The organism is Enterobacter sp. H2G27 (assembly GCF_054403075.1).
This window is the reverse complement of record NZ_JBSVSI010000001.1, coordinates 2,940,666-2,964,099: the sequence shown is the minus strand read 5'-3', so window position 1 is coordinate 2,964,099 and position 23,434 is coordinate 2,940,666. Positions and strand designations below refer to the sequence as shown.

At 51.0% G+C, this 23,434-nt stretch carries 19 protein-coding genes and 1 tRNA gene; 17 read left to right on the top strand and 3 right to left on the bottom strand.

Translation table 11 applies throughout. The features are described from left to right. Nucleotides 1–336: 336 nt before the first annotated feature. The 10 genes from ACW9E7_RS13975 (at nt 337) to ACW9E7_RS13930 (ending at nt 14,981) form a co-directional block, all read left to right on the top strand. Nucleotides 337–2,688, top strand: a complete 2,352-nt coding sequence (locus ACW9E7_RS13975; RefSeq protein WP_458727945.1) for a type VI secretion system Vgr family protein — start codon at nt 337–339, stop codon at nt 2,686–2,688. Nucleotides 2,689–2,702: 14 nt separating this feature from the next. Then, complete coding sequence (locus tag ACW9E7_RS13970) at nt 2,703–4,991, top strand: M23 family peptidase (protein WP_458727944.1); 2,289 nt, start codon at nt 2,703–2,705, stop codon at nt 4,989–4,991. A gap of 3 nt (nt 4,992–4,994) precedes the next feature. Then, the gene (locus tag ACW9E7_RS13965) at nt 4,995–5,699 is read left to right on the top strand and encodes a hypothetical protein (RefSeq protein WP_458727943.1); all 705 of its coding nucleotides are present in this window, start codon (nt 4,995–4,997) and stop codon (nt 5,697–5,699) included. A gap of 49 nt (nt 5,700–5,748) precedes the next feature. Beyond that, nucleotides 5,749–6,306, top strand: a complete 558-nt coding sequence (locus tag ACW9E7_RS13960) for a hypothetical protein (protein ID WP_458727942.1) — start codon at nt 5,749–5,751, stop codon at nt 6,304–6,306. Nucleotides 6,307–6,402: 96 nt separating this feature from the next. Continuing rightward, nucleotides 6,403–7,611, top strand: a complete 1,209-nt coding sequence (locus ACW9E7_RS13955) for a hypothetical protein (RefSeq protein WP_458727941.1) — start codon at nt 6,403–6,405, stop codon at nt 7,609–7,611. Continuing rightward, nucleotides 7,608–11,075, top strand: coding sequence for an ImcF-related family protein (locus tag ACW9E7_RS13950; RefSeq protein ID WP_458727940.1), 3,468 nt, complete (start codon nt 7,608–7,610; stop codon nt 11,073–11,075). The genes ACW9E7_RS13955 and ACW9E7_RS13950 overlap by 4 nt, the downstream gene beginning before the upstream one ends. After that, nucleotides 11,075–12,676, top strand: a complete 1,602-nt coding sequence (gene tssA / locus ACW9E7_RS13945) for a type VI secretion system protein TssA (protein ID WP_458727939.1) — start codon at nt 11,075–11,077, stop codon at nt 12,674–12,676. Before ACW9E7_RS13950 ends, tssA begins: the two co-directional genes overlap by 1 nt. Before the next feature lie 30 nt (nt 12,677–12,706). Beyond that, nucleotides 12,707–13,981 (top strand): PAAR domain-containing protein, encoded by a 1,275-nt coding sequence (locus ACW9E7_RS13940; RefSeq protein WP_458727938.1) that lies wholly within the window; start codon nt 12,707–12,709, stop codon nt 13,979–13,981. After that, nucleotides 13,981–14,415, top strand: a complete 435-nt coding sequence (locus ACW9E7_RS13935) for a hypothetical protein (protein ID WP_229226195.1) — start codon at nt 13,981–13,983, stop codon at nt 14,413–14,415. Before ACW9E7_RS13940 ends, ACW9E7_RS13935 begins: the two co-directional genes overlap by 1 nt. Nucleotides 14,416–14,552: 137 nt before the next feature. Further along, nucleotides 14,553–14,981 carry a DUF1240 domain-containing protein gene (locus ACW9E7_RS13930; RefSeq protein ID WP_229226194.1) on the top strand — a complete coding sequence of 143 codons (429 nt, stop codon included), beginning with the start codon at nt 14,553–14,555 and terminating at the stop codon, nt 14,979–14,981. A gap of 77 nt (nt 14,982–15,058) precedes the next feature. Here the strand turns inward: ACW9E7_RS13930 and ACW9E7_RS13925 are convergent, their stop codons facing one another. Beyond that, entirely contained in the window at nt 15,059–15,244 is a 186-nt protein-coding gene (locus tag ACW9E7_RS13925; protein WP_458727937.1) for a hypothetical protein, read from the bottom strand. Between the two features lie 258 nt (nt 15,245–15,502). On the opposite strand from ACW9E7_RS13925, the gene tssF reads away from it, so the two are divergent. From tssF to ACW9E7_RS13895, 6 genes are all read left to right on the top strand, one after another. Further along, complete coding sequence (gene tssF / locus ACW9E7_RS13920; RefSeq protein WP_458727936.1) at nt 15,503–17,257, top strand: type VI secretion system baseplate subunit TssF; 1,755 nt, start codon at nt 15,503–15,505, stop codon at nt 17,255–17,257. Then, nucleotides 17,221–18,306 carry a type VI secretion system baseplate subunit TssG gene (gene tssG, locus ACW9E7_RS13915; protein ID WP_458727935.1) on the top strand — a complete coding sequence of 362 codons (1,086 nt, stop codon included), beginning with the start codon at nt 17,221–17,223 and terminating at the stop codon, nt 18,304–18,306. Before tssF ends, tssG begins: the two co-directional genes overlap by 37 nt. After that, nucleotides 18,284–18,829, top strand: coding sequence for a type VI secretion system lipoprotein TssJ (tssJ, locus tag ACW9E7_RS13910; RefSeq protein ID WP_143345366.1), 546 nt, complete (start codon nt 18,284–18,286; stop codon nt 18,827–18,829). Before tssG ends, tssJ begins: the two co-directional genes overlap by 23 nt. Then, nucleotides 18,829–19,284 carry a type VI secretion system baseplate subunit TssE gene (tssE, locus tag ACW9E7_RS13905; protein ID WP_059355594.1) on the top strand — a complete coding sequence of 152 codons (456 nt, stop codon included), beginning with the start codon at nt 18,829–18,831 and terminating at the stop codon, nt 19,282–19,284. The genes tssJ and tssE overlap by 1 nt, the downstream gene beginning before the upstream one ends. A gap of 14 nt (nt 19,285–19,298) precedes the next feature. Next, on the top strand, nt 19,299–19,769 hold the full coding sequence (locus ACW9E7_RS13900; RefSeq protein WP_252093272.1) for a hypothetical protein: 471 nt from the start codon (nt 19,299–19,301) through the stop codon (nt 19,767–19,769). Between the two features lie 103 nt (nt 19,770–19,872). After that, nucleotides 19,873–21,204 carry a VasL domain-containing protein gene (locus tag ACW9E7_RS13895; RefSeq protein ID WP_458727934.1) on the top strand — a complete coding sequence of 444 codons (1,332 nt, stop codon included), beginning with the start codon at nt 19,873–19,875 and terminating at the stop codon, nt 21,202–21,204. 47 nt (nt 21,205–21,251) lie between these two features. Here ACW9E7_RS13895 and ACW9E7_RS13890 read toward each other — a convergent pair. Next, a tRNA-Arg gene (locus tag ACW9E7_RS13890) sits at nt 21,252–21,323 on the bottom strand. Nucleotides 21,324–21,398: 75 nt separating this feature from the next. Continuing rightward, on the bottom strand, nt 21,399–22,328 hold the full coding sequence (locus ACW9E7_RS13885) for a formate/nitrite transporter family protein (protein ID WP_133294871.1): 930 nt from the start codon (nt 22,326–22,328) through the stop codon (nt 21,399–21,401). A 313-nt stretch (nt 22,329–22,641) separates the two neighbouring features. Between ACW9E7_RS13885 and mlaA the strand changes: the two genes are divergently transcribed. Then, nucleotides 22,642–23,394: a phospholipid-binding lipoprotein MlaA gene (gene mlaA / locus ACW9E7_RS13880; protein WP_115875917.1), complete on the top strand. Its 753-nt coding sequence runs from the start codon at nt 22,642–22,644 to the stop codon at nt 23,392–23,394. Nucleotides 23,395–23,434: the final 40 nt, after the last annotated feature.

The following is a 23,434-nucleotide window of genomic DNA, read 5'->3' as shown; positions in this document are numbered from 1 at the left end:
AAGTTGCAACGGTTAATCACAAGTGCCAGGATTTTGTTGAAATAAAAGGTGGAGCTGTTAATGAATCCAGCGTATCGGTAAGTATAACCCCGAACGATTCAGGGTTGGTATGGAATCCGGAAGAAGTAAAATCCACTTTTGATGGAGAAAATGGAATCTGATATCGCGAAAAATCCGATGATTATAGCGTAACTTTTTCTGGGTTTACTCTTGGCACTATGCATTCTGGTAAAGACTTTTATAGAAAATATACAATAAAGATCAAGTAGTAATTAACTACTTAATGCATGTCTGGTCTTTCAGAACATAATTTCTCTGCCGATGTGAAGGAATACAATGAGCAGCAATCCTCCTATAAGATTCAGCCATAACCACCACCTGCTGGCGGTGAAAGACTGTGGGTCCGCGCTCGACGTGCTGGCGTTTGAAGGCGATGAAGCCCTGAGCACGCCGTTCCGCTACCGTATTGAATTCACCAGCAGCGACCACGCTATCGCCAGAGAGGCGATGCTGATGAAGCCCGGTTCGCTGACGCTGCAGGCCCCGGTAGACCAGGGTTACGGCATTAAAGTGCAGCAGGCCGTGCGCACCCTTCAGGGTGTGGTGACCGGTTTTGAACGCCTCAGCACGTCAAAAGATGAAACCCGCTACGCCCTGACGCTCCGGCCACGTCTGGCGCTGCTCGATCGCTCGCACCAGAACGCCATTTACCAGGACATGTCGGTTCCGCAAATCGTGGAAAAAATCCTGCGCGAGCGCCACGGTATGCGCGGTCAGGATTTTCTGTTCTCGCTGTCAAAAGAATATCCACGCCGTGAACAGGTGATGCAGTACGATGAGGACGACCTGCACTTTATCACCCGCCTGCTGGGTGAGGTCGGTATCTGGTTTCGCTTCACCACCGACACGCGCCTCAACATTGACGTGGTGGAGTTTTACGACAGCCAGCAGGGGTATGAAAAAGGGCTGACGCTGCCGTCGGTACCGCCATCGGGCCAGCATTCAAAAGGCGTGGATTCAGTCTGGGGAATGGAATGCCATCACAACGTGGTGCAGAAGCAGGTCAGCACCCGGGACTACAACTACCGTCAGGCCACGCAGGACATGAACACCCTGGTGGATGCGACCCGCGGGGATGTCACCACGTACGGTGATGCCTATCACTGGGCGGATAACTACCTGACGCCGGGCAGCACCTATGACCGCAATCCGGCCCCGGAGTCCGGGGCGTTTTATGCCCGCCTTCGTCACGAACGCTACCTGAATGGTCAGACCCGGGCGCAGGGCATCACCAGCTGTCCGACCCTCTCGCCGGGTCAGGTACTGAAAGTCACCGGCGGGTATGAAGTGGCCGATGTGTTTGCGCAGGGCGTGGTCATCACGGCGATGCATACGTATGCCCGCCGTGATAAGGACTTTGCGGTTGATTTTGACGGCATCCCGGACAGCACCGATTTTGGTTTCCGCCCGGAACCTGGCTCACGCCCGGTGATGGCTGGCACCTTACCGGCCCGCGTCACCAGCACCACCGAGAACGACACCTACGGGCATATCGATAAAGACGGTCGTTACCGCGTCAACATGCTGTTTGACCGTGATAACTGGGAAACGGGGTTCGAGAGCCTGTGGGTGCGTCAGTCCCGTCCGTATGCAGGGGACACCTATGGCCTGCACCTGCCGCTGCTGGCGGGCACCGAAGTGGCGATTGGCTTTGAGGATGGTAACCCGGACCGGCCGTACATTGCCGGCGTGCTGCACGACTCGGCGCACGGCGACCACGTCACCATCCGCAACTACAAACGCAACGTCCTGCGTACCCCGGCGAACAACAAAATCCGCCTCGATGACGAGCGCGGAAAAGAGCATATCAAGGTCAGCACGGAGTACGGCGGCAAGAGCCAGCTCAATCTCGGGCATCTGGTCGACAGTGAGAAACAGCAGCGCGGTGAGGGGTTTGAACTCAGGACTGATAGCTGGGGGGCCATCCGGGCACAGAAAGGGATGTTCATCAGCGCTGATGGCCAGACGAAAGCACAGGGCCTGGTGCTGGAGATGCAGCCAGCGGTCAGCAATCTGGGTGATGCCCGGGAGCAGATGACGTCCATCTCCGGTGATGCGCAGAAGGCGACCGCGAACCCGGCCGATCTCCAGGCGCAAATCAAACTGCTGGAACAGCAGCTGACAGACCTCAAAAAATCAGTGCTGCTGCTCAGCGCGCCGGATGGAATGGCACTGACCAGCGGACAACATCTGCAGGTATCTGCCGGGCAGAACCTTATAGCCACGGCCGGTAAAAATGCCGACGTCAGCGTGGTGAAAAATCTGTTCATCGGGGTGGGCAATGCCCTGAGCGTGTTTGTTCGTAAGCAGGGCATAAAGCTGATAGCAAACCAGGGACCGGTGCAGGTACAGGCGCAGAACGACCTGATGGAATTGCTGGCACGTAAAGAAATCAGCATTGTTAGCACGGAGGATGAAATCCATCTTACTGCGAAGAAAAAAGTCACGATCAACGGGGGCGGAAGTTATATCACGCTTGATGCCAATGGCATTGAGTCTGCCACTCAGGGGGAGTACCGGACCAAAGCCGGGCATTACGGGCGAAAAGATAGGGCCAATGAGCCAAAAGACTTCCCGAATGTGGCACCTGAAACGACCGAACCTTCCAGTAACTTCAGCTTTTCCTGACAAGGAGTCAACACATGATTATCAGTCCTCCGTTTCTGAGAGATAAAGAGGCGACTCAGTCTGAAGCAGACTGGATTGAAGCGATGATGCCTGTCAATGCTCGCCGGGGATATCCTCTCAATGCATCAGAGTCCTGGCATGGAGGCATCCATATATCACATACGGATACAGGCACAATGCCGGAGAAGGTGAGGGCAATCGCTGACGGGACGGTCGTATCATTCCGCAAGCCCTCTCCGCCAGAGAAAAGAGATCAGTTCCCGCTGAAGTATGCCCCTGTCAGGGGAACGGATGATGGCTATGTTTTATTGAAACATGAGACAGAAATAGGTTCCGGAGAGGACGGTAAGGTCGTTTTTTACTCTTTGTATATGCATCTGAAGTTTCTGGAAGCAGAGATAAAAGCTGACGCCAAAATTTACCGGAAAGACCCGCTTGGTTCTTCCGGAATGACTGACGGCCAGAATGAATTTCACTTCCAGGTTTTCTGCGATGATGACAACATCAGTAAACTGACGGGACGAAAAACGAAGGAACTGGATATTTCGAAAGATGGTCGCACTGATGCGGTTTACGGTGATATTCATTTTTATCTGCCAGCAGGAACAACGTTTTACGACAAGGCGCCGGCAGATAACAGTACTTCCCTGGCCGGGCTTTCTGAGCTGTATACCAGCAGTGCGCCTCTGTATGTCAGCATGACTCTGACACAAGGCAACTGTACGATGGTGACCCGACAGCAGAATACGCAGACTGACGGGAAGTATGATCTGCTGGGCGAGTCGCTGGTTAACGCCGATGGTGAAGATTATGAATACAATCTTTATAAAACCGCTATGCGGAATTATAAGGAGAGCCCCAGTGCCGGATTTGAGTTGCTTCGTTTTGGCCGGGTTATCAATACGGAAAATGAAACGCTGGTGCCAGCAGATGCGCCATTATGGATGACAGTCAGGTATCCAGGTGGAACAGGGGTGGTAAATCTTGCCGCTCCCGATATCAAAAAGTTTAGCGATGCAGATTTCCCGCACTGGACAGGATGGCTGCTGGTTGATGATGACAACGATATACACAGTCAGTGTAATTCGGCGATCATAAGAAAGTTGCAGGAAGAAGGCAGTTACGGAACTCAAAGCAACAGGCTTATCTGCTGTTTACCATTCGAGTGGGAAAAAAGCACAATAGATGCCAGGTATAAATGGTTGATGACCGGTCTGCCCTGGGAGCAATGTACGCCGGAAAAAACGGCCATATGGACGGTCCCGGGGACGCAGGAAAAAAAGGACCGCGTTCTGATGAATGAGGCAGATTATGGCAAGTTCAAACAGCACGCAGAAGCGCTGTGTTTTGATTCAGGGGCGCTCGGCAGCGGAAAATTGTGGCATATAGAACCTAGAGTATTTATTTCTCACTTTCGTAAATGTAACTGGCTCAGTCGAGAAGAATTTAAACAAGTTGTACCACATAATATAATAAGGCCTTCGGGTTCTCGCTATAGTTGGGAGCCAGTCACGTTTCATGAAAGTGATACATCTGTCTTCTCCAGACATTATCCAATGCTGAATAAGATGTTTAGGAAGTATTGCATTAACACACCTTCCAGATTAGTGAGTTTTTTAGGGAATTCGGTACAGGAAACTAAATGGCTGAATGTAACTAGAGAGGATTATCGATATTCCGCTACAGACGAGCATGGGCATAGATACCATTATAACATCTGGTATTTTCCGTGGTACGGCAGGGGATTCTTGCAATTAACTAATCCTGATAATTTCTATAAATATTTTACATATCGGGGAAGAACATTTAATAAAGATGTTCGAGACGAATTGGTCAGTGACTATAGAAGGGTCCAAGGTGACCGTGCTCTCAGGGAACGGGAAAAAAAATTAGATAACAGGATTCTATATGATGGACAACATCCTGGGCTTGAGCAAGATGTGGTGTCTTGGCGTGAAGATGTCGATGTTGGACTATTCGACCCATCTGATAGCGCAGGGTTTTATTGGTCATTAACCGGCATGGCAAAATATGCCGATGAAGCTCATGAGATACAGAGACAGGCAGTGACTGCAGGGCATGATATTAAGATCTATTATCGTAGCCCAGCTTTCTGGCGGGCGAGTGCAACTGTGAATTTGCCAGGAGCTATCAGCAGACGAAATTATCAAGGGATAAATGGATTTATAGAACGTTGCTGCGCATATACTTGTGCCTTGGCTGTGTTGACAGAAATCAAATTCCCAGATGAAAATAATGCGTTTACTTTAGATAAGCCTGAAGGCATTGTGTTAAGGAGATAAGAGATGAAAACGAAATGTTTTGCTTTGTTCATGTTTTCAATTTGTAAGTTCACTTTTGCAGATATCAATCCTGAAATAAACATGCCCGCTGATTTTAATGGTGATAATTTCATAGCAAGAGAAATTAATAATAATTCGTCAGTTTCTTATAATACTGTAGAGTCTAGCGGTTGCAGCATTATAAGATTTAAAGAGTATAGGGTATCACCTAAAAATAAAGTAAGCGACGAAGAAAATAACCCCGCTAACACATTCCCTGTCAATACTTGGGTCTGTTTATCGTCAGATACTGTTTACAGTAACGGGTATGACAGAAGTATGAGTGAAAAAATTGTGTATTCGAGAAGCAAATCTTTATGGGTTAAAGCAAACAACAAAAAATCTGACATTATTCCTTCAGATCAAGATGGACCTTACAAGTCGCTGAAATTATACAATATCAAAGCAAAGAATGCTGAGGGATATGTTGTATTTGATGAGAATATTACAAAGGATGATAAAGAAATCTATAAGAATGCAAAAGAGCTGGTTAGTTTTTGCTTAGTTCAAAAGTCTACTTATAGTGCACTTTGCGGTTCAGGTAGCCTTGCCTCAGATAGTAGTCAAATCCCCTACATTCTAAAGACTTTTGAAAGTATGGAAATAGGCTTGGATAATAAAGCAAATGAAAAAATATTGAATGACAGTAGCAAGCAAAAGGTCAATTAGGGGTATTGCCGATTATGTCGTTCTACTGTTAATTGGAAGGGTGTGAATAATGAAATTGATAATCAATTTTTCTTCAATATTTAGTGGGTTGGTATCAAATTTAATATTCTGTGGTCTATGCATTATTTTTCCGACAACTTATTGCCTTGCAAATGATAACATCGACAAAGAATCTATTTCAATATGTGCTATGATTCCCACTAATGCCATTTCTGATGTTTATGAAAGTATGAGTACTAAAACCAGTAAAGATAATTCATACCTTCTTCTTACGAGTGTCAGTGAAGCTAATTATTCTTGGGGTGACGACAGGTTAGCTATCGATGGGTATGCATATATTTTAAGTGAAACTCTTTTAAAATTAGACTCCTTGATTATATATAGTATGGAAAATGGCAACCCAACTGACGAAGTTATATATTTAAGCAAATCTAATCGCGGGGTTGGAGGGATGTTTTATCGTAACATTGCTAAAGATGGATCGTCTGATGTAAGTGTTATGTATATTAGTGATGCAGGTCACGTTAGCCATTTTAATGTAACTGTAAGCCCTGAATGCCTGAGCCACTTCCCTAAAAGTGTTTTGTCCAATATTTCTACTGAGTAGAAGCTTTGGTAACTCATTATTGACCAAGCTTTATTGCGATGAGAATTCCTCATAATCAAAAAATTCGTTTGTGGTATTTTCATATCGAGATAATTAATGTTGTATTCCCTTAAACATCTTCCTGATTGTTATCCACGTCCAGATCAACCAAAAGTATTGCGCTGGTTTGCCGTCCTGGCAGCAATGTTGGTCATTAGCGTGATCCTCATGCGCATATTCGGACGTTACATTGATACCCGGCACTTTTGGTTAATTGCCATAGGCACACCCGTCGTTATATGGATTGTGAGTTTCACTATTCGCATGTGGACCTGGTCATTACAGGACAGTAAAGCGAATGGTTTTGACCGGCGTCGGGAGCAATGGATCTTGAGTGAGACCCGTAGGGCTCGTCGTGCGCTTCAGGTGCTGAATATGACATTTATTACGCCCCATCAGGAAGACAAACAGCATTCTGTCGCTGTTGGAATGCTCAATAACCATAGCATTATCATTTCGCAGTCGGACTGGAAAGGCGAAGAAAGCAGGAGGCTGAGCCGTATCCTGGCTGAACCAGAAGATACTCCTGGATTGGTCATCTCACGTCTGTTTTCCGAGCTGATTGCTGAACTTCCAGTTCACCAGTTTCCGGAGACCGCTTCGCTTGTTGTCATCTTAGATGTCTCGTCATCTCTGTCATTTCCAGCGGTCAGGGATATCTGGCAGGAAGCCTGGCAGGAGAGTGGCATAACCTGCGCGCTTGAGTACACAGACAGCAATGGGCTTGGGGTAGTCAACCACTGGCTGGATCACCGCATTAAAGATGATGCGATGTTATTGATTGTAGGCCTCCAGATTGATCCGGTTGTTTCAAACAATACTGCTGAAGCAGCCGTTGCTCTGCTTCTTGGCAACCGCCTGACGCAGGAGGCACTCGAACCTCTCGCGCTGCTGCATCGGCCAGATGCTGCTCCATCAGGCGAACTGAGTGAGGGGATGAAAATGGCCGCCTGGAACGTCCCGCTCAAAGAAAACATCGTAAAAAATTTATGGCTTGCCGGGCTGACGGGTGAGCAGCGCGCAGAAGTTATCGAGTGCCAGAATGCACACCCTGCACAGTCTGTAGAGGACGAAGCGGTCGTTTCGCTCGATATATCCATGGGACATGCCGGCGCCGCGGCCCCTTGGCTGGCTATTGCTGCCGCCACCGAAATCGCCCGACAAACTCAGTCGCCACAGATGATTATCTGCGGTGATACCACACAGAATGTGCTTTGGAGCACGCTCATTACCCCGATTGCTTCCCGACAGGAGATGGATCCGTGAAGCTACCTTTAGCACCGAAGACTACGGAAGGCCGCTATCTTGCTGTCGCATTGATTTTCTTTTTGCTGTTAGCCGTTATGACTTTCATGGTCTGGAAGCATCCGGATATAGCCGGGATTGAAGACGGAAGTCAGCAGCAAATTTACTGGCTTATCGCCGGCGGATGTATTTCAGGCTGTGCCCTTATCGTATCCTTAGTTCTCCTGGCAGCGGTACGCAGTGCCGGTAAGCAGGAGTTTAATGCGCTTGTCGACAACACCAACGGTGATGATGAGAAAAAGAAACGGGAAAGTGAAAAAGCGCCTGTTCACCCTGCGGTGGCCATGTGTAACAAGATTCGGGGACATCTTCGCTCCCGTGTTGGCCTGTACTGGCGTCGTAAAACCCGTCTGTTGTTAATCACTGGGGATGAGGTGGCAATCGAACAGCTGGTACCTGGCCTGCAGGAAAACCAGTGGCTTGAAGGTAACCGTACCGTTCTGATTTACGGTGGCAGTCTGACTGCTGAACCAGATAAGGAGAAATACGCCGCGCTGCGTAAACTGCGTCGCGGTCGTCCTCTGGACGGAATAATTCGCGTCATACCGCAGTCGCTTAACCTCACCCCTCAGATTAGCGATAGCGATTTACGTGGACTGGAAAAAATCAGCGATCTGCTGCGTTATTCCCCGCCGGTCTGGCTGTGGAAACTGTGTGACAGCAAATGGCCGCAGGAGAAACGCACTGAACAGGCGGTAGGGGCCATTTTCCCGCTGCGTGCCATTGCAGACGATATTACCCGTCAGCTTGAACTGATGCTGCCTGAATTGCGGACGCAGGGTGTGAGTCAGGTCATTGAGAACAATGACCACGACTTCCTGCTGCGCCTGAGCCAGCATCTCCAAGACGGCGGTATTGTCCGCTGGAATCAACAACTGGTTCCATGGTTGGCTGCCTCCCAGCAGCGTGTTCCGCTGCGTGGTCTGATGTTCAGCCTGCCGGACAGTTACCCTGTTCATACTACTGAGGGGACAGCCGAACCTGAGAAATATATCCCCGAATCACAACGCCATGCGCTGACCCTGCCGGTAACCTGGCAGGGTATCGTTGATGACTGCATCCGTGTGCGTGGCCGCCGTGTCGGTATGGCCTGGGAACAGACGCTGGCCTGGACGCTGATGACCATCATCGGTATCTGGGGAGCGGGTACACTGCTGTCGTTCGCGGTCAACCGCATGCAGATAGTCTCTGTTGCCGAGCAGGCGCATGCGCTGGTGGAGCATCCTTCCGTATCGGATTACCAGCTCACGGCTCTGCATACCCTGCGTAATGACGCTGGCCGCCTGCAGCACCGTATTCAGGATGGAGCGCCCTGGTACCAGCGCTTCGGTCTGGACCATAACCAGCAGCTGCTCGATGCGTTGCTGCCCTGGTACGGCGTGGCAAACAACCGCCTGATACGCGACCCGGCGAATCAGGCGCTGACACAAAAACTCAGCGCATTGGCAAACTCTGCCCCCAACAGCGACCAGCGTGCACAGCTGGCGAAGCCAGGTTATGACCAGCTTAAAGCCTGGCTGATGATGGCCCGTCCGGATAAAGTCGACGGCGCGTTTTATGCGCAGACCCTGAAAACCGTGCAGCCGACACGAATGGGTATTTCTACCGGTCTGTGGCAAAGCCTGGCGCCGGATTTGTGGGCCTTCTACATCACCGAACTGCCTGAGCAGCCGCAGTGGAAAATCACACCGGATGCGCAGCTGGTCAGCCAGAGTCGACAGGTGCTGCTGCAGCAAATCGGGCGTCGTAACGCTGAAAGCACACTGTATGAAAATATGCTCAAGTCAGTGCGTCGTAACTTCGCCGATGTCTCCCTGGAGGATATGACCAGCGGTACCGATGCGCGTCGGCTGTTCACTACCGACGAAGTGGTGCCGGGCATGTTTACCCGCCAGGCCTGGGAAGGGGGCATTCAGCAGGCCATTGAGAAGGCGGCAACGTCGCGCCGCGATGAAATTGACTGGGTGCTGAGTGACAGCCGGAAAGCCGTTTCCTCAGACCTGTCGCCGGAAGCTCTGAAAGCGCGTTTGACGCAACGCTACTTCACCGACTTTGCCGGCAGCTGGCTGAGCTTCCTTAACAGCCTGCGACTTAATCCGGCAAACAATATTGCGGACGTTACCGACCAGCTTACGCTGATGAGCGATGTCCGCCAGTCGCCACTGATTGCCCTGATGAATACCCTCGCCTGGCAGGGACAGACAGGCCAGCAAAGCGAAGGTCTTTCGGACTCCATCATCAAATCAGCGAAAGATCTCGTCGGTGGAAAAGATAAACCTGCCATTGATCAGTCTGCGTCAGGGCCGCAGGGGCCGCTGGACGATACCTTTGGTCCGCTGCTGCAGCTTCTGGGTAAAAACAAAGGCGGTAACGTCATGTCGGCGGACAACTCCCTGAGTCTGCAGACGTATCTGACCCGTATCACCCGCGTGCGTCTGCGACTGCAGCAGGTGGCCAGCGCTTCTGACCCGCAGGCAATGATGCAGACTCTGGCGCAGACCGTATTCCAGGGCAAAAGCGTGGACCTCACCGACACTCAGCAATACGGCAGCCTGATTTCGGCAAGTCTTGGCGAGGAGTGGAGCGGGTTTGGCAGCACAATGTTTGTTCAGCCGCTGACCCAGGCCTGGGAGACTGTACTTCAGCCGTCGGCAGCCAGTCTGAATGACAAATGGAGCCGTTCGGTTGTCGCGAACTGGCAAACTGCCTTTGACGGTCGTTTCCCGTTTGCTGCCAGCAAAAGCGATGCCTCTTTACCGATGCTGGCTGAATTTGTGCGTAAGGACAGTGGACGGATAGAGCGCTTCTTGTCGACAGAGCTCAACGGCGTGCTGCACAAAGAGGGCAGCCAGTGGGTACCGGATAAGGTCAACAGCCAGGGACTGAACTTTAACCCGGCCTTCCTGCGGGCCATTAACCAACTGAGCCAGCTGTCAGACATCCTGTTCACCGATGGCAGTCAGGGCATCAGCTTTGAGCTGCAGGCGCGTCCTGTGCCACAGGTGGTGGAGACGCAGCTAACCATTGATGGACAAAAGCTGCACTACTTCAACCAGATGGCCGACTGGCAAAGCTTCCGCTGGCCGGGAGAGACTTACAAGCCGGGAACGATGCTGACATGGACCACGGTCAACGCCGGTGCGCGCCTGTTCGGGGATTACAGCGGGACCTGGGGCTTTATCCGCTGGCTGGACTTGAGCAAGCGTCAGCAGCTTGACCGCAGCCAGTGGATGATGAGCTTTACCGCACCGGACGGTCGCACCCTGCAGTGGGTGCTGCGCTCACAACTCGGAAAAGGCCCGCTGGCGCTGTTGGATCTGCGTGGTTTCACGCTGCCGGATCACATATTCAGTGTCGACAGCGCGGCCACCGCTCAGGCGCTGATGACTAATACGGAAAACAATGACATGGAGGGCGTCGAATAATGAGCACATTGCAGAATTTGGTTACCGCCTGTCAGGCTGACGATGCTCAGCTGCGTGAACAGGCGCAGACGCGCACGGATAACTGGCAGCCCTGGCTTGCTCCGGTAAGCGTAGCCTGTCCGACTGGGGAAGACCCGGGATATGACGATGATTTTCAGCGTATCCGCGAAGAGGTTAATAAGCTCTCCGGGATTGATACCGAACTGATATGCATGCTTGCTGAAAAGTTACTGACCACCACGGCCAAAGACATCCGTATTGCGACCTATTACTGCTGGGCGCGACTGCACCAGGATGGCGAAGCTGGCTTTGCCGAAGGGCTTGAACTGCTTGCCGGATTATTGCAGCGCTACGGCATGCAGCTTCATCCGCAGCGGGACCGAAGCCGCAAGGCTGCACTGGAATGGCTTGCCGGTAGCCGTGTCCTGGACAGTCTGTCACTGTTCCCGGAAGTCATACGCGAGGATGCACAGCGTACCGCCGGGGCCTTGCTGCTCATCAGTACCCGTCTGGAGACCGAGCCGGAAGCATCGCGGCCAGAGCTGAATGCCCTGTACAGCGGGCTGGAGTCTCGCCTGATGAAGGCAGGTGGTGTGGATGCCGTGGTACCGCAGAACGCAGGGAATAAGGCGCAGTCACAGCCCTTTACGCATGCGACCGAGTCAGATACGCCGGTTCTGAACCGCATCACCTCCGGTCAGGATTTGCTGGCCCAGGCCCGTACCCTGACGGGATATCTGCGCGAGCAGCCTGATGGCTGGCTAGCCGCACATCGGCTGATGAAAAGCTTGCGCCATGACACGCTGAGAGCGATCCCTGCACCGGATGCCGAAGGGAAAACACGTATCGAACCACCGCGGGCTGACCAGCGGGCCATGCTTAAACGGTTGTACCTGCAACAGAGCTGGCTGGAGATACTGGAGCAGGCGGACAGCACCTTCTCGCGTGGCGCTAATCACCTCTGGCTGGATTTGCAGTGGTATATCCACCAGGCTCTGGTGAAATTGGGGGACGATGTGCTGGCCGATATCATCATCGCCGATCTGAAAGGGCTGCTGAGCCGTCTCACAGGACTTGAAACGCTGGCCTTTAATGACGGAACGCCGTTTGCCGATGAGGTCACGCTCAACTGGATAAATCAGAGCGTGCTGGACGATTTGTCCAACTGGCGGGATGAGCCGGTCAGTGCTGCTGGTGAGACAGATAACGATATCCTGCTCCTCGAGCCGGAAGCGCTGGATAAAGCGGACACTGACGGTCTGGATGCCACACTTCACTGGCTCCAGAACCGTCCTGGTTGCGACTCTACAAAAGACAAATGGCTGCTGCGCCTGCTGATGGCCCGCATAGCCGAGCAGAAGGGCAAAAATGAACTGGCGCTGCATTTGCTGGGTGAGCTCGACAGTGCCGCACAGTCAATCACCCTCACGCAGTGGACACCGGCACTGCTGTTTGAAGTGAAATCGCGTCGCCTCAGACTGCTGCGCATGAAAGCCACACGCAGTGAAACCGATAAATCACGACTTCAGCCCGAGATGGATTTACTTCTGTCCGGTCTGATTGCGCTCGATCCGGCAAGCAGTGCAGTGCTTTGCGGATAATCCGGACTGAATTCAGCTAGAGGGAAAAATATGGCAGCAGAAGGCTTTTACCTGGTGCAGGGCGACAAGACGACCTGCGGCGGGAAAATCACCACGGGCGCAGAGGATCACACTCTGTTTGATAAACCGGTTGCCCGGGAACAGGACAGCGTGACCTGCGGTAAACATGCCGGGCTTTTCAAGATAGCCGGTGGCATCGACAACGATACCATTCATGGCCGGCGAATGGCCGGAACCCTCGACAGCTACAGTACATGCCCCTGTAAGGCTAAGTTTATTCCGTCGATGATGGATGATACGTATGAGAAGAGCAGTGGTGCTTCCTCTGGAGAATCGGCAGCAGGCTTTACAGCGGCTCCGACGCAGACTTCTCCTGAGCTGCCTGGTTATCTGACCGGTGAGCAAAAGCTGACAGGGTTTGTGCCTGATTATCCTGTATTAAGGAATACACATGATCTACCTGACGGCAATTTGAGGGCAATGTTGAATGCGAATAACAATAACGTCATGTTACTTACGTTGGGGGAAGTGTTTGAGTATTTGACATCTATGGGATTCTATAAGTCAGGGTGGTCATTTATTTCCCAAAGCAAACCCGGTGAATTTGTTGTTAACTATGGCGCAAGTATAAAAGATGCGTATTCCACCTCGAAAGTATTATATCAGTTAGGTAGCCTTGGTATAACTGCAACTGTGTATGTTAACCACAAGGGAACAGAGCTAATAAAAATAAGTGGTTATGCGGGAATTCGGAAGATATTAAATGCTCCAGTATTCGCTGCAAAAAATCCTAAAATCATCAAATATGGAATAGGGAAATATGGGTTGAATAATGCTATAAAAGAAGGTTTTCTTTTTGGTCTGATTTATGTATCAGTGGCTGATTCCGTAGACTTTATTTTTAATGATGAGACTACGTTGGCAAAGTTTATAGGAAAGTGGGCTGTTGATGTGGTTAAAGTTGGTATTTCGTCAGCGATTACTTGGGGGGCTGGGGCGTATGCTATAGGGGTGTTCTCAACAATTGCAGCGCCAATAGTTGTTGTACTGGTTGCTGGTGCGTTATCCGCATGGGCACTCAATAAATTAGATGATGAGTATAAAATTACAGACAAAGTGATTTCTCTCATTGAATCGGCGCAGCAGGAATTTGTTGAGAAAGCAAAAGAAATGGAGAAAGGCATATGGGATTTGGGAGCAATGTATGTTGATGGTATGCTTACTCGTGGGAAAATGGTTGTTGAATACGAGGTAAAAAAATACATTAGACAATCATTAGACAATTTCTCAAAGGAGTGGTTTTAATGCAGAACTTTCCATTTAAACGCAGGGTTGGAATGTTTTTGGGGATGCTGTGTCTCTATGTGCCTCTGATCTTGGGCGGTGGGTTGCTTTCCTTAACTACGCTTAAAGAATATTTTGCATTTCCATCTGAATTATCATTCTCATCTTTTTTTGTTTATGGTTTTTCTGCTGCATTCATCTTGACTCCTGTCGCATTTTTTTCTTTATGGCCTATTTTTTTTGGGCGCAGAGTTTCAATTGAAATACAAAGATATTTAACCAAATACATGATTGCGATGTTTATTATTACTGTCGCCTTTCAGATTGGATTTAAAGTTTATTTTTCAAATAAGCTTGAGGCTAAAGGATATGTTGCCTGTCAAACCACTCCTAATGCTTGGTTTTTTGGGATGGCAACAAAATATGTAATGCCTCCTGTGACTTGTGATAAGTGATTTTATAGAAGTGCATTTCGCAATGTGAGTTTAATGTACTTAAAGGGAGTTTCTTGAAAACGGTAAGGAAGTTGTTGTGGAAAAACTCAACGCTATATCAGAAAATATCTAATGAGTATCCAGCGGAGGTTGTATTGATGTTTGAAACAAAGGTTCGGCCTGTTTTAGCCATATTGCTCATACTGGGGTTGTGTAGTTTTAGTGTTTACCTTGGGAACGATACATTTAATGAGTATTTTTCGTTTGGTGATAACATCGTTTTTTCGTGGTTGACGGTTTCTTTTATCGCTTTACCTGTGGTAATGATCTTTCCATTTATATATTTCATTTTGCTTTTATTAAAAGGTAAAGAATATGCATTCAAAACGATGGATGTGTATGTGGTATATTTAAAGTGGGGCTGTATTGCTTTAGTAATTATTGGGGTTATGTATTCAGTTTTTTACCCAACAGTTCTGGTAAAAAAAGGATATCTTCGGTGTAGTGGCATCCCGTCAGGATGGATGCCTGGAACGGCAACTCGTTATGTCCGTGATTCGTCTTTGTGCAATGTAAGTGACAAGTAAATACAATGTATCCTTTTAAACAACGAGTCATCGCATTTCTCGGGGTGGTATTCTTCCTGGTGATTTCTATCGGGATTTCATATCTCGGTATTTTTAAGTTGCGTGAATACCTTTCTTACCCCGATGTCGTTAATTTCTCTTTTTGGGTAACTTTTGCTGCCGCATTTTTCTTTTTTTTCACCGTTATTGGCGATGATTTTTCCTGTTATTTTTACCGGGAAGCAGATAACCATTGCATCAGGTAAAAAATTACTGAAAACCACGTTTATCATCTTAGGGTTAACTGCCCTGGGAATGTTTATCTTTCAAGAAAAATACACAACATCTTTAATGCATAAAGGTTACACAGAATGCCAGGGGATCCCTTCGGGTTGAATGCCTGGCATGGCAAAAAAATATTCCATAGAACCATCCCTTTGTACTCAGCATTGATGGTTCTCTTAACTCTATGATTACCTGTGCCAGACTCCCGGAGTCTGCTTCAGTGTTTAACACGCAGCAATTTACTGAGCAGAATAAATATGGATGATTTAACCCTGCGTTATTATGACGCTGAAATGCGCTATCTGCTGGAAGCCGGCGAAGAGTTTGCCCGTGCTCACCCCGAGCAGGCAGCAATGCTCAACCTTGATAAAGCCGGAGCGCGCGACCCGTATGTTGAACGCCTGTTCGAGGGCTTTGCCTTCCTGATGGGGCGCTTGCGTGAAAAGCTCGATGACGACCTGCCTGAACTGACCGAAGGGCTGGTCAGCCTGCTGTGGCCGCATTATCTGCGCACCATACCGTCGATGTCGGTGGTGGAGTTCACCTCTGACTGGCGCGAGATGAAAGAGCAGATGCGCATCGCCAAAGGTTTCGAAGTGAACTCGCGGCCGATCGGCGAGAAGGCCACGCGTTGTCGGTACACCACAACCAAAGAGATCACGCTCCTGCCGTTGTCGCTGGAGCAAGCCCGCCTGTCGACTGACCCTGACGGGCGTTCGGTTATCAGCCTGCGCTTTAACTGTAGCCATCTTGCCGACTGGAGTCGTATCGATCTCAGCCAGATCCCGCTCTACTTCAACGCTGATGCACCGCTGGCCTGCGCCATGCATGAAGCCTTTACCATGAACACAGCGCGCCTCTGGCTGCGGATGCCGGGCGACATGGACAGAAGACCGCTCGACGGGTATTTCACCGCGCTGGGCTTCGGTGATGATGATGACCTTTGGCCGAAAGGCAGCAGCAGCTTTAGCGGCTATCAGCTGCTGCTGGAGTATTTCACCTTCCGTGAGAAATTCATGTTCACGGGGCTGCGTGGGCTGGAGACCGTAGCTTTTCCGGCCGAGCTCCCCTGGTTTGAAATCGACGTGGTGCTGGCAGAACGCTGGGAGCATGATTTCAGCTTTACCGAAAAGCATCTGCGCCTGAACTGTGTGCCGGTGATCAACCTGTTCCCGCTGGAATCTGACCCGCTGACGCTCAACTCCCTGCAGACCGAATACATGCTGCGCCCGATGCGCGTGCAGGATGGCCATACCGAGATATACGCGGTCGATTCTGTGATGTCATCGAGCCAGCATACCTACGTGCCTTTCTCCAGCTTCCGTCACAAAGGCGGAATGATGCGCCATGAAGCCCCGGAATATTACTACCACACCCGCGTGCGCCGAGGTCCCTCCGGACTGCATAACACCTGGCTTATCCTGGGGGGGGAAGCGTTTGATAACCACACGGTGCCGGAGGATGAAAGCCTGTCGCTGACGCTAACCGGCACCAATGGCCAACTGCCTCGCAGAGCGTTGCAAAGTACCGTGCTTGATACAGTGATGAAAACCACTTCAGCCAGTATCGCCCTGCGTAACCTGTGTGCGCCGACGCTGCCTTGTTATCCCCCGGCACAGGATCGCTTTCACTGGCGCGTGCTGAGCCATCTCGGCAGCGGTTTCCTGTCGATGATGGACAATGCCGACGTGCTGCGCGGCACGCTGGCGCTTTACGAGTGGACTGACAGCGAGATGAACCGCCGTCGTCTGGAGGCGATTATCGATGTGAAGCACAGTGAAACGGAACGCTTTGAGCAGGGCTACCTGGTACGCGGCGTGCAGATTGAGGTGACGCTTGAGAGCAACGGCTTTGCCGGGCGCGGCGATATCTGTCTGTTTGGCGAGATGCTGAGCCGCTTCTTCGCGCTCTACACCGATATCTATCTGTTTAACCGCCTGATTATTATTCTGCAACCGACCGGAGAGCGCCTGGAATGGGAAGAGAAGCACAATCGCCGTATTCCCGGCTGACCCCGCGGCTGGAGGCCGATCTTCACCGCATCAACTTTTATCGTTTATGCCAGCTACTGGAGAAGCGTAATCCGGGCAGGCCGCTGATGGGCTCTACCAGCCATCCGGCGGATGACCCGGTGCGGTTTGCGCCGCATCCGGGGATGGGGTTCCCGGCGAGCGAGCTGAAGGCTGTCGAGTATGACGAGGATGATGACAGCAGGCCACCGCTCATCCGCACAACCTTTATGGGGATGTACGGCGTTGATTCGCCTTTACCAACGGCCTACCTCGATGACATCACCCAGCGCCGGGAAGGGCACGAGGCGCTGCAGGGCTTTCTGGATATTTTCAGTCACCGCATCCTGACGCAGTTTTATCGCGTCTGGCGTAAATACTCGTATCCGGCCACGTTTGAGCCTGGAGGGACCGACAGCATTTCGCAGTCGTTATTGGGACTGGTGGGGCTGGGGATACCGGGCACGGCAAATCATATTGCCACGCCAGTGTCGCGCTTTCTGGCTCTGCTGGGGGTTTTGCAGCAGCCGGGTAAAACTCAGGAAGGGATGCAGGCACTGGTGCGCCTGCTGGCGCCCGAGACGACGGTGCAGGTGAGTCCGTATTGCCTCCGGCCTCTGGAGATTGACAGGCCGCTGGGTTTTTACGGTGACGAAGAGTTTCTGCTTGATGGCAATACGCCTCTGGGTGACGAAGCGATGGATGCCGGCAGCCAACTGCTGGTTGCTCTCGCGACGGACAACGAACAGGAAGCGCAGGGCTGGAAACCGGATGGTCAGTTGTACCTGGATTTCCTGGTAATGCTGCGGGTATATCTGGGCTGGCGGTTTAAAGCCAGAATTACCCTGACCACTTCAGTTCGTCTGCTGGCCGTTCCACCGCTTGGAGAAAATCCTTTCTGGCTGGGGTTGAACGGCGTGCTGGGCGCTGACGGTGATAGCCTTCCGGATGATTTTCCTGAGACCTTTACGACAGAGCTGGGTTATTACAGCGGTCTGGAGCCTGCAAAACCACAACAAGGAAACCGACGTGTTACGTACAAGTTTAATTAAGACTACGCGCTGGCTGATGCCGCTGATAGCACTCACTCTGACTGGCTGTGGGGTAACGCAGAGCGTCACCGACGGTACCAAATCGGCGTTCAATTCAGTGTTCTATAAAAAAATTAAAATCCTGCATCTGGATTTCACCGCGCGCGAGGCGCTGAACACCGACTCCCGTGAAAGTAACTCGCTGTCTCAGCCGGTGGTGGTAAGGGTTTATCAGCTCAAAGACCGCAAAACCTTTGATAAGGTGGTATATCAGCAGTTGCTTCAGGATGATGCCACCATCCTGAAAGACGACATGCTGGCCAGTCGTGATGTCGTGGTGAAACCGGGTGGCGATGCAAACCTTGATATGCCAATGGAAGAAGAGACGCAGTTTGTCGCGGTGGTAGGGCTGTTCCGCCATCCGGATATGGACAACAACGCCTGGAAGCAGGTTATTAAACGCAGTGACCTGGATCCGGATAAACCGCGAATTCTGGAAGCAGGCGATAACTCTCTGACGCTGCAACCGCTTAAGGACGACTGATGCCCTACGGACATAACACGCCTTCGCTGTATGAAATGCTGACCGGAAATTTTACAGGCGGCCTCAACCTCAACCAGGTCAGTGAGGAAAATCAGGTCATCCTCTCGGTACTTGATAACATGCAGCGTATCCTTAACTGCCGCGCCGGCACGCTGGCGCATCTGCCTGACTACGGCCTTCCGGACATGACCAAAATCCTGCAGGGCATGCCGGGAACGGCCCATGAGCTTATGGGAACATTGTCTGCTGTCCTGCTCAAATATGAACCACGCCTGAAAAAAATAACCGTTGTCCTGCTGGAACAGAATGTCCCCGGTGAACTGCGCTATGCCATTGACGCTGAACTTAAAGGGATTGGCCTGGTGCGCTACGGGACTGAATTTATGCCCGAAGGGCGGGTCCTGTTAAGGCATCTCAGGCAACAGCAGTATCTCGACACCACTCTCCGTATATAAGGTCCGATAACATCATGTCCGTAAAATCACAGTTCCTGAAGAAGTTGCAGGCAAGACAACCTGCACCTGTTCCTGCAATCAGCAGGAGTCAGGCTGATATTGCAGAGTTTCGCCAGCGAATGGCTGAGCTTCAGGATGAGATGAACGCGTGGCTGACAGATACGGGACTGAATGTGGAGCCACTGACGGTATCCGTTCCGGATCTGCTGGTGGAGGGCGGGGCTTTTGAGATTTCCGGTATCGTTCTGCATTATGGCAGCCGAGCGGTCAGATTTATGCCGATCTTTCTGTATGGACAGGGCGTAGCTGGTTGTGTCGAGGTGACTTTCTGTTCCGGGGATAAGGTGATTTCTCAGGGACGCCTGTTCATGCGTGTGGGGAGCGTAAATGGCTGGATCTTTACGCCCCCTGATATCTCATCCCGTTCAGGACAACTATTTGATGAAGGCATTTTTTACAGCCTGATTTTAGCGCTGCTGCCATAGCGATAACATTCATTCCTTTTATTAGTCACTGCATTTTTAATCGCAAAATAGCCTTACATCTCAACTGACGAAATTAACTACACGGATATGCAGGCCCTTCAGGATGACCACACATATAACGTTAAAAACCGGCGGCGACCCGCGTACGCTGCCAGATTACGCCGCCCTTCGCGATGAACTCAGTAAGCTTACGCATCCTGCTCGCCCGGATGTGAACTGGCAATATGTCGAAAAACTCGGTCTCTCTCTGTTTGAACAAAACGGTGTGGAGTTGCAGACTGCGGCCTGGTACACCCTTGCCCGTACTCACCTGTCTGGATTAGCTGGCCTGAACGAAGGGTTGGCAATTCTGGAGGCCCTGATTAGCCGCCAGTGGGACGTTTTCTGGCCGAAGACGCTACACGCTCGTCTGGAAATCCTTAGTGGCCTGAGCCAGCGCCTGCAGCAGCGCATGCGCATGCTTGCATTGAACAACAGCCATCTACGTGAGCTTTATAGTGCTGAAGCGTTGCTTACCAGCCTGAGCGCGGTGTTCCAGCGTCTCGAACTCAAACACCTTAGCCAGTTCGATACGTTACGAACGTTGATACGTTCAAGTGCTGCACGGCTGGAAAGCGGTAATGACGCATCAGATTTGAATGCGATCATAATGCCCGGTAGCGAGTTACCTCAAGAGAGGGCTGAACCGATTGACGAAGTGAAATGGGTCTACGTTGTGCAGCAGGAAAATCAGCCGGATACAAAGGATCGTCCGACTGCGCACGGGTCTGTCAGACCATGGAAACCCTTTGTTGCCGGGATGTGTTCTGTGCTGATGGTCAGCCTCGCCGTGGCGTGGGGAGGGGGCTTTCTGTCGAGACCGGATCCCTTAACGACTCAGGCCATTGCCTCGCTGGCGCCGTTACCTGAAGTGCTTACTCCTGTTCAGCAAGACGCGTTAGCGCAGCGAGGCACCATTCCGTCCACGTTTATCACCGAAACGCAGCAGCAGCTTGCCCGACTGGATAAGCTGCCACCTGACTGGAATATTTCCTACAGCCTTCAGTTGTTAGCGCAACTCCAGACATTGCAGCCGGAGGAAGCGAAGTCGCTCACCGTGCAGTGGAAGCAAAAAATTAACGCGGCAGCGTTACCTGTCGATTCCATGAACAGCTGGTATCAGGGAATGATGAAGCTTCAGCAACTGAGCCATAGGCTGAGTAGTCTGGATAAGCAAAAAGGAAAATATATCACGGTAAGTGAGCTTAAATCGGTGGTTTTTTCGACAATACAGTCCTTTAACCAAACCATACCGGCTGAAGAACAACTCCGGCGCCTGTCAGAGCATAGTGCTGAAAGTGCGCTTCCTGAAGCCGAAAAAACCCAGCTGGAGTTGCGTCTAAGACAGCTGGCAACGCGTTATGCTCAAATCAAACAGGATTTTTCTGCTCAGTGAATGCGGGTGTGGAGAAACGATGTGCAGAAATAAGCGGGAGGGTAAAGTGTCCCCTGCAGGAATCGAACCTGCAACTAGCCCTTAGGAGGGGCTCGTTATATCCATTTAACTAAGGGGACGAGGCGGCACGAGTATAGCCTTATTTACACTTTGCGTTAAGCGCATCGCCGCCTGACTGCTCAAAGAGTCACCATTCAGGTCGATTTTTTTGTCGATTTATCATCATTTTCCCGTGCCTTAAGCTCAGCTTTGCGTTTGTTCGACATGTCGTTACGGATTTGGGCGTGGCTTAACAGCGCGAAGATAAACGTTCCGCCGCAGATGTTTCCCGCCAGCGTCGGAAGGGCAAACGGCCAGAAGAAATCGCTCCAGTGAAGCGTACCGTTAAAGACCAGATAGAGGATTTCAACGGTCCCGACCACAATATGCGTGGTGTCCGCCAGCGCAATCAGCCAGGTCATCAGTATGATCACGACAATTTTGGCGCTGCCTGCTGAAGGGAACATCCACACCATCGTGGCGATAATCCAGCCGGAGATGATGGCATTCGAGAACATCTCGACCGGCGTGTTTTTCATTACATCCATGCCGATTTTTACAAACGCATCCCGTGTGGGTTCATCAAATATCGGCATATATTCAAACGCCCAGGCCGCGATGCCCGTGCCGATGATATTTCCCAGCAGGACCACGCCCCAGAGCCGCATCAATAAACCGAAATTCCCGAGTGTGGGGTTTTGCATCACCGGCAGAACCGCGGTCACCGTGTTTTCAGTAAATAGCTGCTGGCGGGCCATGATGACGATAATAAAGCCGAAGGTATAACCGAGGTTCTCGAGTAAAAAACCGCCGGGTACGCCCTCCAGCTGCACATGAAATATCCCTTTCGCAAGCAGAGATGCTCCCATTGAGAGCCCTGCAGCGATGGCTGACCAGAAGAGAGCCATCGCGTCGCGCTCCATCTCTTTTTCACCGTCCTGGCGGATATGCTCGTGAATGGCCATCGCGCGGGAAGGGAGGCGATCTTCGTCAATTTCTATTTTCTCGCCGCGCGCTTTCTCCTCGCTTTCAATTTCAAGTTCCTCATTGCTCTCGCCAATTTTTTCTTCGCCCACTTCTTTCATATATGCTCCCGGAGATTGATCTTTCTGTTAAGCGTAGCGGCTTTTGTCGGGATGCCTGTGGGGATGCTCTTAAATTGGCAGCAATGACAACAAAGGTGATACATCTCTTTCAAAGGCATTATAAAATTGCCAGCGAAACGAATTCTAAAAGCCAGGCTATGCTGAGATCAGAGTCACGCTGGTTACTGCCCGTAATTGTGCTCATAGACATCGGTAAACGTGCTGTTACAATCGCTTGCACGTTTACAGACGGAGCATCAGGCTCCGTTACGGATGGCAATCAACGATAGCCATACTGAACAGGGAGATATTTATGAAACTTCGGCTGTCGGCGCTTGCGCTGGGCGCGACGATGCTTGTGGGCTGCGCCAGCTCTGGGGAGCAAACGGGCCGCTCCGATCCTCTCGAAGGATTTAACCGCTCCATGTATAGCTTAAACTACAACGTGCTGGACCCGTATGTGGTTCGCCCGGTGGCAGTGGCATGGCGCGATTATGTTCCACAGCCCGCGCGTAACGGGTTAAGTAACTTTACCAGCAACCTCGAAGAGCCTGCGGTAATGGTGAACTACTTCCTGCAGGGCGACCCCTACCAGGGGATGGTCCACTTTACCCGCTTCTTCCTGAACTCCATTCTGGGGATGGGCGGCTTTATTGACGTCGCAGGCATGGCGAACCCGAAACTTCAGCGTGAACAGCCGCACCGTTTTGGTAGTACGCTGGGGCATTATGGTGTCGGTTACGGCCCTTACGTTCATCTGCCGTTCTATGGCAGCTTCACCGTGCGTGATGACGGCGGTGATATGGTCGATACGCTGTATCCGGTTCTGTCATGGCTGACCTGGCCGCTGTCGGTGGGTAAATGGACGGTAGAAGGGATTGAAACCCGCGCGCAATTGCTCGACTCTGATGGCCTGCTGCGCCAGTCTTCTGACCCGTACATTATGGTACGTGAAGCGTACTTCCAGAATCATGACTTTATTGCCAACGGCGGTAAGCTGAAGCCGGAAGAGAATCCAAACGCGAAGGCGATCGAGAACGAACTAAAAGATATCGATTCTGAGTAAATAAAAAAGGTGAGCAATGCTCACCTTTTTTGATTCTGTC